This is a genomic window from Anoxybacillus sp. UARK-01 (assembly GCF_002075365.1).
In the GTDB taxonomy this organism is placed as follows: Bacteria; Bacillota; Bacilli; order Bacillales; family Anoxybacillaceae; genus Anoxybacteroides; species Anoxybacteroides rupiense.
The window spans coordinates 278550-295390 of the sequence record NZ_NASY01000031.1; the positions used below are offsets into that span (position 1 = coordinate 278550).

12 protein-coding genes are annotated in these 16841 nt (G+C 39.6%); all 12 read left to right on the forward strand.

The window, feature by feature from the left end; translation table 11 throughout:
* Positions 1-104: 104 nt before the first annotated feature.
* The 12 genes from B6A27_RS05845 (at position 105) to B6A27_RS05905 (ending at position 16799) form a co-directional block, all read left to right on the forward strand.
* On the forward strand, positions 105-1967 hold the full coding sequence (locus B6A27_RS05845) for a site-specific DNA-methyltransferase (RefSeq protein WP_236631798.1): 1863 nt from the start codon (positions 105-107) through the stop codon (positions 1965-1967).
* A gap of 15 nt (positions 1968-1982) precedes the next feature.
* A complete protein-coding gene (locus tag B6A27_RS05850; protein WP_080860674.1) occupies positions 1983-5033 on the forward strand; it encodes a type III restriction-modification system endonuclease in 3051 nt (1016 codons plus the stop codon).
* Positions 5034-5157: 124 nt separating this feature from the next.
* Entirely contained in the window at positions 5158-6309 is a 1152-nt protein-coding gene (locus tag B6A27_RS05855; protein WP_080860676.1) for an ImmA/IrrE family metallo-endopeptidase, read from the forward strand.
* On the forward strand, positions 6306-6815 hold the full coding sequence (locus tag B6A27_RS05860; protein ID WP_080860677.1) for a DUF4411 family protein: 510 nt from the start codon (positions 6306-6308) through the stop codon (positions 6813-6815). The genes B6A27_RS05855 and B6A27_RS05860 overlap by 4 nt, the downstream gene beginning before the upstream one ends.
* 132 nt (positions 6816-6947) lie before the next feature.
* Positions 6948-7181, forward strand: coding sequence for a hypothetical protein (locus B6A27_RS05865; protein ID WP_139788071.1), 234 nt, complete (start codon positions 6948-6950; stop codon positions 7179-7181).
* A gap of 518 nt (positions 7182-7699) precedes the next feature.
* A complete protein-coding gene (gene cmr1 / locus B6A27_RS05870; protein ID WP_080860686.1) occupies positions 7700-8830 on the forward strand; it encodes a type III-B CRISPR module RAMP protein Cmr1 in 1131 nt (376 codons plus the stop codon).
* A 341-nt stretch (positions 8831-9171) separates the two neighbouring features.
* On the forward strand, positions 9172-10008 hold the full coding sequence (locus tag B6A27_RS05880; RefSeq protein ID WP_236631799.1) for an alpha/beta hydrolase: 837 nt from the start codon (positions 9172-9174) through the stop codon (positions 10006-10008).
* A 127-nt stretch (positions 10009-10135) separates the two neighbouring features.
* Entirely contained in the window at positions 10136-11173 is a 1038-nt protein-coding gene (locus tag B6A27_RS05885) for an RAMP superfamily CRISPR-associated protein (RefSeq protein ID WP_080860689.1), read from the forward strand.
* Positions 11170-14493: a CRISPR-associated protein Csx11 gene (locus tag B6A27_RS05890; RefSeq protein ID WP_080860690.1), complete on the forward strand. Its 3324-nt coding sequence runs from the start codon at positions 11170-11172 to the stop codon at positions 14491-14493. The genes B6A27_RS05885 and B6A27_RS05890 overlap by 4 nt, the downstream gene beginning before the upstream one ends.
* Positions 14494-14508: 15 nt before the next feature.
* Positions 14509-15558 (forward strand): type III-B CRISPR module RAMP protein Cmr4, encoded by a 1050-nt coding sequence (gene cmr4 / locus B6A27_RS05895; protein WP_080860691.1) that lies wholly within the window; start codon positions 14509-14511, stop codon positions 15556-15558.
* Entirely contained in the window at positions 15545-15943 is a 399-nt protein-coding gene (locus B6A27_RS05900) for a hypothetical protein (RefSeq protein ID WP_080860692.1), read from the forward strand. The genes cmr4 and B6A27_RS05900 overlap by 14 nt, the downstream gene beginning before the upstream one ends.
* Positions 15933-16799, forward strand: coding sequence for an RAMP superfamily CRISPR-associated protein (locus B6A27_RS05905; RefSeq protein WP_080860693.1), 867 nt, complete (start codon positions 15933-15935; stop codon positions 16797-16799). The genes B6A27_RS05900 and B6A27_RS05905 overlap by 11 nt, the downstream gene beginning before the upstream one ends.
* Positions 16800-16841 lie beyond the last annotated feature (42 nt).

Below are 16841 nucleotides of genomic sequence, written 5' to 3' on the forward strand. Positions count from 1 at the left end.
CTAGAGCCTCAACCGTGCAAAAAATGCAGTAAGAGGTTACATATGGAACTACAATGCAAGAGAAAAAACTGAAACAATTACTTGATGATTGATCGGAGGAGTGGATGCATTTGAACAAATTAAACATGAAGTCGGTCGATTTAACTCAAGCGAATATTGATAAGATCGCAGAGTTATTCCCTAATGTGATTACGGAGGCTAGAGATGAGCAAGGAAAGATCAAACGAGCGGTCGATTTTGATTTGTTGAAACAGGAACTTTCTGATGTCTTGGTTGAAGGAGAAAAAGAACGGTATCAATTGACGTGGCCAGGAAAGAAACAGGCGATCCTTAATGCGAACACGCCGATTGACAAGACGTTGCGTCCGGTTAAGGAAGACAGCGTGGATTGGGATAATACGCAGAACCTGTACATTGAAGGCGATAATCTTGAAGTGTTAAAGTTGCTTCAGGAATCTTACTTGAACAAGGTTAAGTGTATTTACATTGATCCCCCTTATAATACGGGTAAGGATTTTGTTTATAAAGATGACTTCAAAGCCCCTTCCAACCAATATTTAGAGGATTCCGGTCAGATAGATGAACAAGGTAATCGTCTTTTTCAGAACACAGAGTCGAACGGCCGTTTTCATAGTGATTGGTTGACGATGATGTATTCAAGATTGAAGATTTCTAGAAGCTTGCTAAAAGATGATGGGGTTATATTCATTAGTATAGATGATAATGAGCTACATAATTTGAGAAAAATATGTGACGAGATATTTGGAAAATATTCATTTATTGGATGTTTTGTTTGGAAAAGACGAACTTCTTCAGCTTTAGCTGCAAATCTTGTTTCTACTGATCATGAATATGTACTAGCATATGGAAAAAAAAGTGGGGTAGCATTTAGAGGAAAAGAAAAAAATTATACAACTTATAAGAATCCTGATAATGATCCAAGAGGGCCTTGGACACTTGGTGATTTAACTGTAGGTATGACAAAAGATCAAAGACCAAACCAATTCTATGATTTAGTAGATCCTAAAACAGGAAGGGTTTTCAAAGCAAATCCTAATAGAGTTTGGGCCTATATTCCTGAATCAATGCAAAAAATGATAGAAGAAAATAGAATTTATTTTCCTGACGATGAAAGTAAGCGTCCTATGTTAAAAAGATTTATGAATGAATTGAAAAAAGATGTTGATCCAATTTCCACATTACTTACGGATGTTGGAATGAATTCAGAAGGCACAAAAGTAATAAAAGAGCATTTTGATATACCTATATTTAATTATGCTAAACCAATCTCTGTCTTGGAACAACTCTTTAAGCAAGTAACGGACACGTCGGATATAATACTTGACTTTTTTTCTGGTTCTGCCACTACTGCTGAAGTTGTTTTGAAACTGAACTCAAGTGATAATGCTAATCGTAAGTTTATTATGGTTCAAGTACCTGAAGAAATTGATGAGACAGCTGAAGCTCAAAATCTTGGATTAAAAAACATCTGCGAAATCGGCAAAGAACGCATCCGCCGTGCCGCGAAGAAGATTAAAGAAGAAACGGGAGCGGACATTGATTATGGCTTCCGTGTGTTCCGCGTGGATTCTTCGAACATGAAGGACGTTTACTACACACCAGACAAACTGGAGCAGGGTGAACTATTCCATCTCGAATCCAATATTAAAGAAGATCGTACCGGGGAAGATTTGCTTATCCAAGTCATGTTGGAACTCGGTCTTGAGCTTTCGTTGCCAATGGAAACGAAGCAGCTTGACGGGAGGACCGTCCACTATGTCGCTGGGAACTCTTTAATCGCATGTTTTGATGACAACGTTCCGGAATCTGTTATGAAACAAATTGCAGCGGAAAAACCGCTTCGGGTTGTATTCCGCGACAGTTCCTTTGAAGACGATGTCGCACGCATTAATGTAGAAGAATTGTTCAAGATGCTCTCTCCGGGCACAGACATCCATGTACTGTAAGGTGGTGAGCTCAAAATGAAAATCAAATTCAAACATCAGCAGTTTCAGTTGGACGCCGTAAAAAGTATCGTCGATTGCTTTGAGGGGCAACCGAATGAGTTGTCCCGTTTTCCCCTTGACCGCGGCAGAAGACAGAAGCCGGAACAGATGGTCATGGATGATCTAGCGAATGCCGAACTTGCAAATATCGGATTCAAGAACTATGCTATCCAGTTGACGGATCAAGAAATCTTGAAAAACATCCAAACCGTGCAACGGAAGAACGGTTTAAAAATATCTGAAAAACTGGAGGGCAAATATAATTTAACGGTTGAAATGGAAACCGGGACAGGCAAAACCTACACGTATATCCGTACCATGTTTGAACTGTACCAAAAGTACGGTTGGAACAAATTTATTGTCGTCGTTCCTTCTATCGCCATTCGTGAAGGGGTGCTTAAGACATTTCAGATCACAGAAGATCATTTCATGTCCGAGTACGGCACGAAGGCACGATATTTTGTGTATCATTCGAAACAATTGCACCACATTGAGAAGTTTGCCAGCGACGCCGGAATCAATGTCATGATTATCAATGCGCAAGCTTTTAATGCAAGAGGGAAAGATGCAAGACGCATTTACATGGAACTGGATGATTTTAATAGCCGCAAGCCGATTGACGTTCTGGCGAGCACAAATCCGATTCTGATCATTGACGAGCCGCAATCCGTTGAAGGCAAACGAACCAAAGAAGCGCTCAAGGCGTTTAATCCACTATTTACCTTGCGCTACTCGGCGACACACCGTGAAGATTACAACAAGGTGTACCGACTCGATGCTCTGGATGCATATAACATGAAGCTGGTGAAGAAGATCAGCGTGAAGGGAATTACGGCCAAAGGAACAACCGGCACGGGCGGTTATCTGTATCTGGAAGGCATTGATGTGAGCATGAAGCAGGCTCCGGTGGCCCGGATGGAATTCGAAGTAAAGACGAAAACGGGTCTTGCCAAGAAGACGCGTAAAATTAGGCAAAACGATGATCTGTATCAATTATCAGGAGAGCTTGAGCAGTACAAGGGCTACAAAGTGTCCGAGATTAATGGTCAAAACAACAGCGTGAGCTTCATAAACGGTGTCACCTTATACGCTGGTGATGTCCATGGAGATGTGGGGGAACAGCATTTCCGCCGCATTCAGATTCGGGAAACGATCAAGTCGCATTTTGAAAAAGAACGCGTCTTATTTCATCACGGAATTAAAGTGCTTTCGCTCTTTTTCATTGACGAAGTAGCGAAATACCGACAATATGACAAAGATGGTTCGGAACTTAATGGTATTTATGCAGAGATGTTCGAAGAAGAGTACGTGTCTTTGCTTCATGAGCAATTGTCGCAGTTTGCCGATGATCCGTACATCCAATATTTGAAACGAATACAAGTGAACGAAACGCATAAGGGCTACTTTTCGATCGACAAGAAAAGCAACCGTTATGTCGATCCGAAAGTATTGGCAAGAAAGACCGACTCCGATGATGTGGACGCGTATGATTTGATTATGCGCGATAAAGAGCGCTTGCTTAGCTTCTCGGAACCCACCCGCTTTATCTTCTCTCACTCTGCGCTTAAAGAAGGTTGGGATAATCCGAACGTGTTCCAGATTTGCACCTTGAAATATAGCGATTCCGCCATTAAAAAACGCCAGGAAGTCGGGCGGGGACTGCGGCTTTGTGTCAATCAGAACGGGGAACGTATGGATGCGAGTGTACCAGGTATCGACGTTCATGAAATCAACGTGTTGACCGTCGTTGCCAGTGAATCATACGAGCAATTTGCGAAACAGTTGCAAAGCGAAATCGCTGAAACGCTGTCTGATCGTCCACGCAAAGCTGATCGCGACTTCTTCTTAGATAAGGTGTTGAAGAATGCGCGCGGCGAGCAATTAAAATTAGAAGATAGTTTGGCGAGCAAATTGCTATTCACGTTTATTAAAAATGATTATGTCGATGATCAGTACCATTTGACGGATGTTTATTTTAAAGCGGTAGAAAACCAGTGCCTAAAACTTCCTGAGGAGTTGACAAACTTTCAGGAACCGCTAGTTGAATTGGTGAAGTCGATTTATGTAGAAGGCAAATCGAATCTGGCAGATAATGAACGGAACCGTAATATTGCTTCCGTTACGGTCAACAGCAATTTTTATAAAAAGGAGTTCCAGGAGCTCTGGAAGCAAATTAATCGCAAATCCGTGTACACCGTCAAGTTCGATTCCGAAGAACTTGTGCAGAAGTGTATAAGGGCTTTAGACCATCATTTGCAAGTGCCTGTGATCCAATATGCCATCAGGCATGGCGAGATGAATCGCATAGAGTCCCAGCAACAGCTAAAGTCGGGCGAAGCCTTCCAAGTGCAAGAAACTAAATCGGAGGTTGTGGAAGTGAAACCGGCATTTCGGGTGAAATACGATTTGGTTGGAAAGCTCGTAGATGAAACGCGGCTGACGAGAAAAACGATCGTGGCTATTTTAACAGGAATCAAAGAATCCACCTTTCTGCAATTCCGTAAAAACCCGGAGGAATTTATGTTTCGTGCTGCTAAGCTAATCAACGAGCAGAAGGCGACGACGATCATTGAATCCATCACGTATGATGTTCTCAATGATACGTTTGAAGAAGAGATATTCACCAAAAACACATTGTCAGGGAAGCTGGGAGAAAATGCGATTCCAGTGGAGAAGCACGTTTACGACTATGTCGTCACGGATTCCAAGATCGAGCGTGCTTTTGCCAAAGAGCTTGATGTCAGCGATGAAGTTCGAGTGTACGCCAAACTGCCGCGGGGATTTTTCATCCCGACACCGATGGGCAATTACAACCCGGACTGGGCGATTGTTTTCAGAGAAGGTGAAGTGAAGCATATTTACTTCATCGCGGAAACGAAAGGCTCCATGGAATCCATGGAACTTCGGGAAGTGGAAAAAGCGAAGATCGAGTGTGCCCGAAAACATTTTGCTAAGCTGAATACTGGAAAGTTGAAGTACGATGTCGTAAACAGTTATGAGAGATTGTTGGAGATTGTGAAGGGATGAATGTTTGGGGCATACTATTGTTGAATTAGTAAAATTAGTTAAATAGCCACGAACTAAAATTAAAATAGTAATTTCAAATACCGGCGAAATAGCATAAAATGAATTTATAAAGGAGGTGGTGGAAGTGGCTAGAGTCGCAGTGAACCCGGACGTGATTCGGTGGGCTTTACAACGTGCAGATGCAGCTGAGACGATTGAAAAGAAGTTTCCGAAGTTGATGAGTTGGATGAAAAATGAAACACAACCGACATTAAGACAACTGGAGCAGCTTGCTAAAGCCACTTCCACTCCACTCGGTTTTTTCTTTTTATCTAAACCACCGCAAATCGAGTTGCCGATTCCGCATTATCGGACAATTGACGATACTCATGCTTCTAAACCAAGTCCTGACTTGTTGGAAACGGTTCAGATGATGCAGCGACGGCAAGCATGGATGCGTGATTATTTATTGGATATGGGTCAAGAGCCGCTATCCTATGTTGGATCTTGCCGATTGACGGATAAACCGAAGAACGTAGCGCAAGCGATTAGAAAGACTCTGGGAATGGAAAATGGTTGGGCAGCAGACTGTAGAAGTTGGCAGGAAGCTCTCCAAATGTTACTGACTAAAATCGAAAATATAGGTATCTTGGTTGTTAGAAATGGAATAGTAGGGAATAACACTCACAGGAAGCTGGATGTGAATGAATTCAGGGGTTTTGTACTTGTGGACGAATATGCCCCGCTAATATTCATTAACGGAGCGGATGGCAAGGCTGCTCAGATGTTTACTATTGCACATGAATTAGCTCACATCTGGTTCGGAGCAAGTGCAGCCTTTGATCTCTCTAACTTGCAGCCTTCTGATCAAGAAATTGAGCAAGTTTGCAATCAAACAGCAGCAGAATTTCTCGTGCCAGAAGATGAGTTGAAAGTGGTATGGAGAAGTATCCTCAACGCCCCTGATCGTTTCAACCTTCTGGCAAGACATTTCAAGGTAAGTAGCATTGTGACAGCCAGAAGAGCATTAGACTTGATGTTAATAACTAAAGAAGAGTTTTTTGATTTTTATCGTGCATGGATGGAAATTGAGCGTAAACAAGCTCAAGATGGTGAAGGTAGGGGTAACTTCTATTCCAACCAACACTTCCGAATTGGCCGGCGTTTTGCGGAAGCTGTGTTTACAAGTGCAAAGGAAGGGCGTGTGTCATATAACGAAGCATACAGACTGACAGGTCTTAAAGGAGATACGTTTGTAAAGTATGCGAAACACCTTGGAATTGAGGTGTATTCATGACCGAATCATTACGATTTGTTTTAGATACTAATGTTCTAGTCGAAGCACATAGGAGATACTATGCCTTTGATATCGCCCCTTGCTTTTGGCGTGTCTTGGTAGAGTTAGCCAGTAAGGGTCATATCATAAGTATCGACAGAGTTAAAGATGAACTGATGAAATCAGGTCAAGAAGATGCCTTAAATAAGTGGGCTCTTTCGGAATTCGATCACTGGTTTGCCTCGACTGATAAGGAAGAAGTATTCGAAGCCTATCGCGAGGTAATTAACTGGGCTATGGGGGCGAATCAATATTATGCCTATGCCAAAACGGAGTTTGCGGATGTTGCGGACAGCTGGGTAGTTGCTTTTGCTAAAGCGTATAATTATGTTGTAGTCACTCAAGAACAGTATAACAGGGATGCTAAGAGAAGAATTTTGATCCCTAATGCCTGTAGAGCTATGGGGGTTAAATATATGAACACATTTGAAATGCTCCGTAAGCTAAATGCTAGCCTTGGAGAGTAATGAAATATATATATACAAGTAATTTAAGGGAGGGCGAATTTTGCCCTCTCCTTTGCTGTTTAGTTGACCAAGTTAACCGATACGTCGAACTGTATCATAAATAACGGCAAGTTTACTCTTGTGGGTTTGGTATTGTCACGAAGACGGAAAAATCACTGTAACCAAGCTTCTGTTAGTTTTTCGGATGCAAAAGCTGACGTCGATTACTTTGTGAAAAACGGAATTATGGACAAGCGGGTGCTCCAGGAAGAACCGTTTAAAACTGTCGGCAGCATTGTCGAACTGTTTAAAGAAGACATGGACACCGCGCGCATCAATATCATCGATGAGATTAACCGCAATTCAGAAGATATTGTGGGGGTGTAATAAAAACGTTCTTTGTAGTATCTAGTTAGCTGTTCGGCTTATTGCCAATATTTCAATAGATTTTGTTTTTCTTCGGTGTTAAGGCATCTTAAGGACGAAAGTAAAAGATGCCCTATCTCTTTACATAATGAAAAATTTGCTTAATAATGAAAGAAGACTATAGCAAACTTACTCCACCGCCACTAGTTTAAAAGAGAGTAGTGACGAGAATATCGTCGTCTTGATTTTTGAATGTTATCTAAGAGAAAGAGGGTGCCCTCCTCCAAATCGAATCCACAACATTGTATTGCCCCTCATAAGAACTTCTCGATCCATCCACCTGTAATCCATATATACTTATATAACCTAAGATATCCATATAAAGGTGTTTTTTGTATATGGAAAAATGTGAATTAAAAACATCTTTCTTTACCAATTGAAAATGACTCTAATTGATTAGATGCGATAGAAAAATAAGTTTTTATCAAAAGGCCTATGGCAAGAAGTATAGCCATTTTAGCGTACTTGAGGTGATAAAAATGATAGAGAAAGAACCATTTATAAGTATTAAACTACAAACACGAACCCCACTTTGGACGGGAAATGCTGACAGAAATACTGGAGACATTAAAACAAGCAACATATGGGGGAATATCCGATGGTGGTATGAAAATATAAGCCGCATGTATGCCAAAAAAGTATGCGATCCCACAGTGAAAGAAAAATGCCAATTAAACCATAAGAATTTTTGGATTGACCTAATAGCTGGAAAAACAGCGGATGAAGCCTTAGATAATCAAGAGATCTGTCCTGCGTGTAAGCTATTTGGCTGCGCGGGTTGGAGTGGGAAACTCAAATTAGTTGTTGAGGAAAAAGGAGGAAGAAAAATCCAAGACATTAGAGTACCAAGTAGAACAAAGAAAAACAAAGAAGAAAAGCCACTTATGAGGAGCCTATCAGGGAAAATGTTTGCAGGAGAAGATCGACTGGTGCTCCATTTTTACAAAAGAAAGGAAATATCGCTTCAAGAAAAGGATATGTTGCGACTGACCATCAGAATGATATCAGATTATGCGGCGATAGGTGGAAGAACTTCACAAGGAAACGGAGTAGTACAAGTGATGACGGAAGATGATGGGAATTTAGCTTTTGAGAATCCGCAATATTTAAAAGAAAATTTAAGTAACTCAACAAAGAGCTTTTTCTTTATAAAATTTAATCTCATTTTTAATGAAAGCATAGCTACGATCATCAAACAAGAAGGGTTTTGGGGGTTGAAGAATAGCGGGAAAATAGCAAAATTAGCATGGGAAAATAATTGGAGAAAGTATGGGTTTATCCCGATTGGATTTCATATCAGAGATACCACTAGGAGAATGGAAAGGGATAAAAACTTAAGGCATAAGTTATTTGGAGAAAGAGGTGAGGGATCCAAAATATTGGTTTCCCATGGTTATAAAGTAAATGAAAAAACCGTGCAAGTTCGGATTTGGGGATATGGCGACAATGAATTGTTTGTACGAATAGAGGAAGTGATTAAAAAATATCTAAATCTAAATAAAAACTTATTTTCCGAAACCTACAACAGATACAATGAGGTTAAAATAGCAAATTATACAAAATTAACGGATAATGACATAATCAATCAATATATTGCTGGTCGTAGTTGAATAATTTTTTGTGCGAAAACGACAGGTATTTTCAGTCGAAGCGTTTTGTCAAGAAAAAAACTCAAAACAAAAAAGTCGAATACTTTAATGATAAGTTTATAGCAAGACAAGAAGATCAGGATTACACCAGAGAGGTTAGTGGCATATTTCATGATCAAAAAGAATTTGCGAATGATATGAGCGATTGAATACGTCGAGGATGTGTAAATGAAAAACTCCGTGCCAGATATCTTTTGAAAATGCTGATATCAAGTTTGGCCAATCTATTTTCGCGTCAATTTTGGAATAGATAAATGAAAGCCGAAAGGAGAATGGCAATGCCGGAGGAGAGGGGCCATACGTTGGGCATAAGCCGTTACATGCACACTGCGGATGGACGGAAACTGCATTACATGGAACAGGGAACAGGCTCGCTTACAGTTGTCTTTGAAGCAGGGATGGGCATGTCGCGCTCGGCGTGGGGACTTGTTCAACCACTTGTGGCTCATTTTGCGCGTGTGGTCGTTTATGATCGAGCGGGGTCGGGCAGGAGTGATCCCGACCCGGCTCCGCGAACACTCGTCAGAATGGCTGAGGATTTGCTTGCGCTGCTCCACCATTTTGAAGGGGAGAAGTTCATTTTGGTCGGTCACAGTTGGGGTGGACCGATCGTGCGTCTGGCAGCTGCGCTTGCGCCTGCACAAGTGCATGGACTGGTGTTGGTCGATCCTACAGATGAGCACTGTGAGCTCTATTTTCGGCGCCTCTCCCGCATTCATTTTAGTTTGATGAACCTATTGATTCCAATGTTGGCTCGTATTGGAATGTATCGACGGATGGGGAGTGGAGCCGGTCGTGTATTACCAGAGGATGTCTATCAAGATCATTGCCGTGAGGACTTCACCATCCAGGCGGCTAGCACCATGGCGGCTGAAGGAAAAATTTTTCTTGAAGAATTAAAAACCTTGCGCGATCGACCGCTGCAACTGGTAGGGATCGAGGCGACTATTATTTCGGGAACGCATGTGACCCGCATGGAACGCGGCATTCGTCCTTTGTTGATTGCGGCGCATCAAAAGTCGGCGGCGATCAATGGATGGCGCTGGGTTGCGGCTGAGAGTTCTGGTCATATGGTGATCTATCAGCAACCGCAACTGATTGCGGACGAAATCAGGCGCATGATGGTGTCCGGTGAATAGACTCCTCTTAAGTCATGATTCAACGTGTTTGTCCACATGGCTTAATGACGAGTTTATTTTCAATCTCAAATAACGATAGGCCATAGAAAAGCCGTTAATCTACAAAGAATAGAGAGGAAGGGAAAAGTTGAGTAAATGTAATCAAGAGATAATTCGTGAGATTATTTTAGATGATGACTTATGTGAAAAAAACAGGTATTTCAAGTCCAAGAATTTTGTTAAGAAAAAAAATGAGGATAAAAAGCTCGATTTAAGGAGACAAGAAGATCTCGATCTGAATGACATCAGTGAAGTTTCTGGCATATTTCATAATCAAGAAAAATTCAAGGATTATATAAGCGATTTAATACCTGGTTCTTTCGGAATGACTTGCAAGTTTACGCTTCAGTCCCTATATTTTTCAAAGGATGATGATGAACTATATGCGGTTTCCAATCCGGTATTAAAAGAAAAGACAACTAAAATTCCGATGATAAAAGGGAGCGCTTGGAAAGGACTCCTTTCCCACGCGGCATTAGAAATTTTCAACGAAAAGTTAAATAAAGACATCGAAAATGTTCATGATATCTTTGCATTTTATATAAGCTACATCAGAATATTCGGAACAGGCTCCGAGCATTTTAGGAAAATGGAAGATGAAATAAAAAATATATTACATAGGACAACCGATGAAAAAAAACTGATAGAAGCGGCTATCAAATACTTTGTTTTGGATTTAGGGGTCAATATCAAAATTGTGAAAAATGGAAAAAGTATTCTAGAGCAATTGCTTCAACAAATTAAAAACCGCTTCAGCATGGATCAAAAGTTAACGGTTCAAAAAGGAAGAGCGATTTTTTATCCGACGTATTTCAATCAAATTGATTATGAAGTAATAAATCCCCATGATCGCGAAAAAAGAGCAGGCAAAAACCCGATTTTTTTTGAGGTCGTTCCAAGGGGCACAGAAGGAATCTTCCAATGCGTATATATCCCCTTTAACGGCATCTTGACCAGTCGAACGGACTTGGAAACAGAAGTCAAACAAGATAAAAAACTGTTGCAAGAGTCTCTGGAATACGGCTTGAAAAATATGGGCATTGGCGCCAAAACCAAATTAGGCTGGGGATTGGCAGAAATAACACCAGTCAATATTTATGATAGCAAGTTTGGAGGGAAAAAATGAGCGGGCTAGATTTAGATAATTTTAAAAAAAATCGAGAAGCGATTTTAAAAGCGGAAATCGGCGCTTTGTTGTTTAACTTGGGGAAAACGCATATAGGCTTTTGGGAGAAAGAAAGGGGGAAGAAAAAAAACGAAGATGATAGGATAGTGTACTTCGAAGGTTTGGATTTTGATTCTGCTCGCTACAGATACGCTAAGTTTAATAAGTATCGCGATTATTTAAAAAGTAACAACGGTCAGAGCCCCTTTGATATTGAGGCATCAGACAAAAAGCTTGAAAATTTTTTTAATACAGATGTAACGCTAACGTTTAAATATGACAAAGGTAAAGAACAGAAAATAACACTTGACTTGAAAAATATTATTAATGGAGATACAGCAATAAAAGATGGAGGAAAGTACTATAACAATTTTGTAGATAAGATTTTGATGCAAGGATGCGAGAATGTCAATTCTGGTATCGATAAAGGGACGCCAAGAAAGCAACTGCAAAATTTAAACATCGTGAATGCGTTCGGCAGCATCATGGATGAGATTACAAATAGAAAAAAAGGATTAGTAGATAAAAGTAGATTTGACACAAGAAGATTGAATTTTTTTAAAAAATTATCGGAGGATAAAAATTTATCAGATAATAAATTTTCATTCGACATGGATTGGTTAGATATTAGAAATTATATTATAGAGGAAATAAAGGCTTGGTACAGCACCCTTCTGAGCGATTCGCGATTTCCTATTAACGATATTACCTTATGGGATCAAGCGTATATGACCGCTTCTCTTTTTAAAGCGGCATTGGCGGCGATGGCTTTGGAAGGAGAAAAATATAATCGTTATTATAAGGACAATCCGAGATCAATTAAATGGTCTATTTTAGGAATCCAATATGATAAATTAGGTTTGGCGGAAAAAGCCATGAATCCGGTTTTTATTAAATGGTATAGAGAAAAAGTAAAAGATGTAGACGAAAAGATTAAAGATGTGCTAGAAGCAGAATATGCCTTGGGAAATGAAATTTACAGAGATGAAACAGGCATCTATTTCCTTGTTCCCGAAAACGCATGGTGTGAACAAAGCGCTAAAGATAATGAGAAAAAATATGGAACGAAAAGACTGTCTGGTTTGCACCCAGATCTGAAAGAGATTGAGGATAAGATATTGGATTGCTTTATGGAGTTTGAAGGCGAAGTTTTTCCGGCCATTTTCTTGACTGCTCCTTCCCGGGGGACGATGAACATTGCCTATCTCTTGGAAACCGCCAAGGACAATTTTATTCGGTCACAATATCCGGAAGATCGATTTAAAAAATATATTGGGACAGTTGTCCAGCATAATAGTTTTAAATTAATCTGCGATGTTTGTGGATTCAGGCTGGCGGATAAAGAGAAAAAGCAATTAAAACTGTGTTCGGTTTGTTTTAACAGACATGACGCTGTTCTACAGAAAAAACAAACTTCTAATTCTAAGGATGACGAACAGACCGGCTGTGATTCAAGAAAGGAAACGGTTTGGACCGGTGAACTCCAAGATAAAAACGGGAAAATCGCTTTGATTACATTAAAATTCGAACTCGCCCAATGGCTGAACGGTGATATGCTGAATACGATGTTAATCAATGAGAATGCGAAAGACTTAGTTAATGAAATCAAAAAAGTTATTAATGGAGAGTCTATCAATATGAATGACTCTTATCTTCCAAAAATTGTACACCGTTCTAGCAAGAAAGATCTCGAATCCCTGTTACTCCAACGGACCATTGGCGACCGCTGGGAAGATTTTCTGAGCGACCGGTTGAAAGATGTGATTGATTTTAAGAATCAAAAAATCGTTTGGCAAAAATTAAAAAATAATGAAGAAGCGCAAACTTTTTTGGCGAAAATTCTGCTTCAATTTATTATCCGGAAAAATCCGTCGCCGGCGAGATTCAGAAGAATATGGGAATCCACGCTAACTTTCTTCGAAAACATTGAAAAAGAAATGAAAACAGATGGCGCGGCGGAATCGTTTTTTAATGTTCCGTCATGGCGGTGCCAACGAATAAAATTTAAAAAAATTATTAAAGAAGCACAATATAAGAATAAAGAGTTTGAATACCGGGGATTGAATTTTCTTTCAGATAACGATGGGAATTTGGAATTAATATCGTCTATCGAGCAAGCGATTCCTTTACTTAAAAAAGAGGAGTATTATTTATCTGATGAAGAATATGAACGAGACAAAGAAAATGGTCAAAAAAAGACAGGGAAAAGGATTGACTTTCTAAACGAAGAAGAGAAGGGAAAGTGGATAAAAGAGGAAAAGATTCGATTGGTTGTTGTCGATGATACCAAAAACGGTAGGGGCGAAGAGGATTTTTTTGACATCAATTTAGAAAGTGAGAAAGTTGAGTATATTCCCTACCATCCAATGATATCGATCATTGACCCTACACCCATCTCCTGGCAATTTATTATTCCTGCTCAATATGTTGAAGGGATTGTCAATTATGTGAAAAAGAAATACGATGAGCATTTTCAATACGTGAAAGGGAAACTGCCGCTCCATATTGGTGTGGTCGTCCAAGATTATAAAAGCCCACTCTATATAGGGATTAAAGCATTAAGAAATATCAGAAGAGATATCGACCATTTGAATGAAATAAAAGAATGCAAGACTGGGAAGGAATTGAAAGAAATTTTCGAAATACATGAAGAAGTACATGAAAAACAAGATATGGATTTTGAGAAGAAAAAACATTACAGTCTGTTTGAACAATGTGAGGGAGAAGCAGGAGTCGATGGCTGCCAGTTTTATTTGCCAGATGGACAAAAGGGAAAACAGCTTTTTTTGAAAGATGTCACCCAACTGGACGAGCAGAAGAAATATGTCGTATATCCGAATACGTTCGATTTTCAATTTATGGATGCGAATATTCGAAGAAACGACATCATCTATAGTAGCGAGAAGCGTACCAAACGGTTGGACAAATGGCTGAAAAATCGACCGTATACATTGGAGGAGTGGGAATGTTTTATTAAATTTAAAGACTATTTCAAAAATGATAGCACCAAAACAACTAAACTACAAAACGCTGTAAGCTTAATTTATGCCAAGTTGCAGGATTGGGACAATGAGAAAGAACAAATCAAGATTTTCATGCTCTCGGCTTTTATCAACATATTTGGTTTAGACAATGCAAGCGGGAAGAATGAGTTCGCCGCTCTTTTTGGACTGGAAAGTTGGAGTCGTTTAGAAACAAAAGACGAAGAAGAATTCCATTCTATATTGTTGATGTTTTTGGATATGTTTGACTTCTGGCATAACTGCTTCAAGGAAATTTAAAAGGGAGATGAAATCATGAATATACCACTTTATAGCATTACGCAAGATCCGGTTTATATTGGAACCGGGGGCTTTACCATTGGCCGTGTCGATAACACCATTGTCCGTGACCCGATCACGCGAATTCCGAAAATACCGGGAACGAGTGTAGCAGGAACCTGGAGATATTATACAGCCTTGAATTTGTATTCGTATTTCCGAGATGAATTTAAACAGGACAGGCAAAAAAGAAACGAAAAAACTAAAGATGAGCTGTATCTGGAGAATGCGCCAGGTTGGGTCAAAGAATATGAAGGAAATCAATTTGCCGCGATAAAATGTGCCGGACAGGATGACCAGCCAAATCAAAGTTATGAGGATGTTGAAAGGGATAGTACGGGTCATTGCGGACGTTGCATTGTTTGTAAGACTTTCGGTTTCTCTAAGAAAAATAAATCGGAAAGAGGAAAAGTCTATTTTTCAGATTTACATATTTTGTTCTTTCCCGTATACACGATTTTCGGAACGAGATGGATTACGTCGAAGAATCTTTTGGAAATGGCGGGAGTTTCCATAAACGAAAACACGGATGAACGATGTGTAATAACGTTTGAACAAAGGGAAAATATCAATCTTGGTTGGTTAAACTTTCAAGCCAAAGAAATAAATAAAGAAACAAAAAATAAGTTGGAGGATTTTTTGTCGGAAAACAAATTCGGCATCAATGGTTTGACAGAAAAAATTGTCATTGTATCCGACCATATTATATCGCAAATCATAAATTCAAATTTGGAAACAAGAACCTCTGTGTCGATTGATCCACTGACAGGAGCTGCGAAAAAGGGGGCGTTATTTACAAGTGAAGCGATTCCAAGAGGAACGGTTTTTATCGGCAGTGTGCGAATCGACAAGCGCCCGTTATCCGAACAGCCGTCTGAAGAAATGGTGGCTCAAGCATTGAAGGATAGTAAAAAATATTTTGAGACATTGGGGATTGGTGGGATGGTGACGAGAGGATTTGGACGGATGAAATTATTCGATTTTAATGATCAGAATGATGGTGGTGAGTCTAATGGAAAATCTTGATGCCCGTATACATCAATATAGTTATGAAATGGTAAAAGATGGACATTCAGAGGTTTTGAATTTAATAGATAAGGCTCTTGGAGTTTTGGCGAATGATGGTGTCTACGCTTATTATGTCTATTGTAAATCTAAAAATAAAAAATCAAAAGACAAAAATGAAAACAATCTTGTAGAGCGTATTTTTATCAAGGGAATTGTAGATGAATTTGGCGAAACATTTGGTTTTGATCGTAATTCAAAAAACGGGGAAAATCGCTACGAACATTTTTTTTCTAACCTGTCGAAAGATATCCACTCACTGCTCTTTTTCAAAGAAATTGTGGAAAGAATATTGATTTATGCAAGATATCATGCGAAAGCTATTGGTGAACATGATGGAGAGTAAAAAAGAAACATTACAGTGGTATCGGATTGTTCTTAAACCGTTAAGTCCCCTCCATATTGGAAAGAAAAATTACGGTGTTCTGTCAGAAACCCGAATTTTTATTCCTGGCTGGACGATCTGGGGAGCGTTTGTGAATGGTTACGGAAAACTAAATGGTGGAACGGAAGACGCGTTTAATAATGGAAAGCGGCTATTTGAAAAGATCACCTGTTTTTTTCCGTGCACCAGTGTCAACGATGTCTGGTTTCCGAATTTCCAAAAAGGAAGCTTGTGCTTGGGTGATTTTTCCGAGCAAATGTTTCGAGCAAAGTATACGGATGTATATGTATCCACAGCCATAAATCCTGCCCACCTTTCAGCGCAAGATACGTCTCTACATGAACTGGAAGTAATCTTACCAAAAGCAAAAACGGATGAAAGAGAGCCAATTTTTTGGCAAGGTTTGATCGGGATCAAGCTTGAAGATGAAAAAGGGTTTAATGACATGATTGATAAAGTCGAAGAATGGTATGTCGGTGGCGAGATTTCTTATGGGTTTGGGAAGATGAAGGTAGAAAATGTAGAGAAGGTAACCAATTTTGAAGAAGACTGGGGTTTTAGAAAGGATGGAACCATTGATGTTGGTAACAATATGAGCCAAAAACTAAGAAATTACATATGCTTTTCAGACGCCATCACATTAATAAATGGAAAGATGGAATTGATTGTACAATATGATTTTACTCAATCCTTCCCGACAATTGCGTCGCAACATTATGGTTTTGTCCCGGGAAGCAAGATATCCGTCAGTAATGAGGATGAGAAGCAACGGTCCTTTGTACTAAAGAAAGGTTTGTTTGTTCTCGAAGACCAATAGAATAGAAATTTGAGAGAACAAAAGGATGATAGCCACTTTTTA

What these genes read in the sequence shown, in the direction of transcription:
- B6A27_RS05860 (WP_080860677.1), top strand. Translation starts at nt 6,306, where the DNA reads ATGACCGAATCATTACGATTTGTTTTAGATACTAATGTTCTAGTCGAA.
- B6A27_RS05850 (WP_080860674.1), top strand. Translation starts at nt 1,983, where the DNA reads ATGAAAATCAAATTCAAACATCAGCAGTTTCAGTTGGACGCCGTAAAA.
- cmr1 (WP_080860686.1), top strand. Translation starts at nt 7,700, where the DNA reads ATGATAGAGAAAGAACCATTTATAAGTATTAAACTACAAACACGAACC.
- B6A27_RS05890 (WP_080860690.1), top strand. Translation starts at nt 11,170, where the DNA reads ATGAGCGGGCTAGATTTAGATAATTTTAAAAAAAATCGAGAAGCGATT.
- cmr4 (WP_080860691.1), top strand. Translation starts at nt 14,509, where the DNA reads ATGAATATACCACTTTATAGCATTACGCAAGATCCGGTTTATATTGGA.
- B6A27_RS05845 (WP_236631798.1), top strand. Translation starts at nt 105, where the DNA reads ATGCATTTGAACAAATTAAACATGAAGTCGGTCGATTTAACTCAAGCG.
- B6A27_RS05900 (WP_080860692.1), top strand. Translation starts at nt 15,545, where the DNA reads ATGGAAAATCTTGATGCCCGTATACATCAATATAGTTATGAAATGGTA.
- B6A27_RS05905 (WP_080860693.1), top strand. Translation starts at nt 15,933, where the DNA reads ATGGAGAGTAAAAAAGAAACATTACAGTGGTATCGGATTGTTCTTAAA.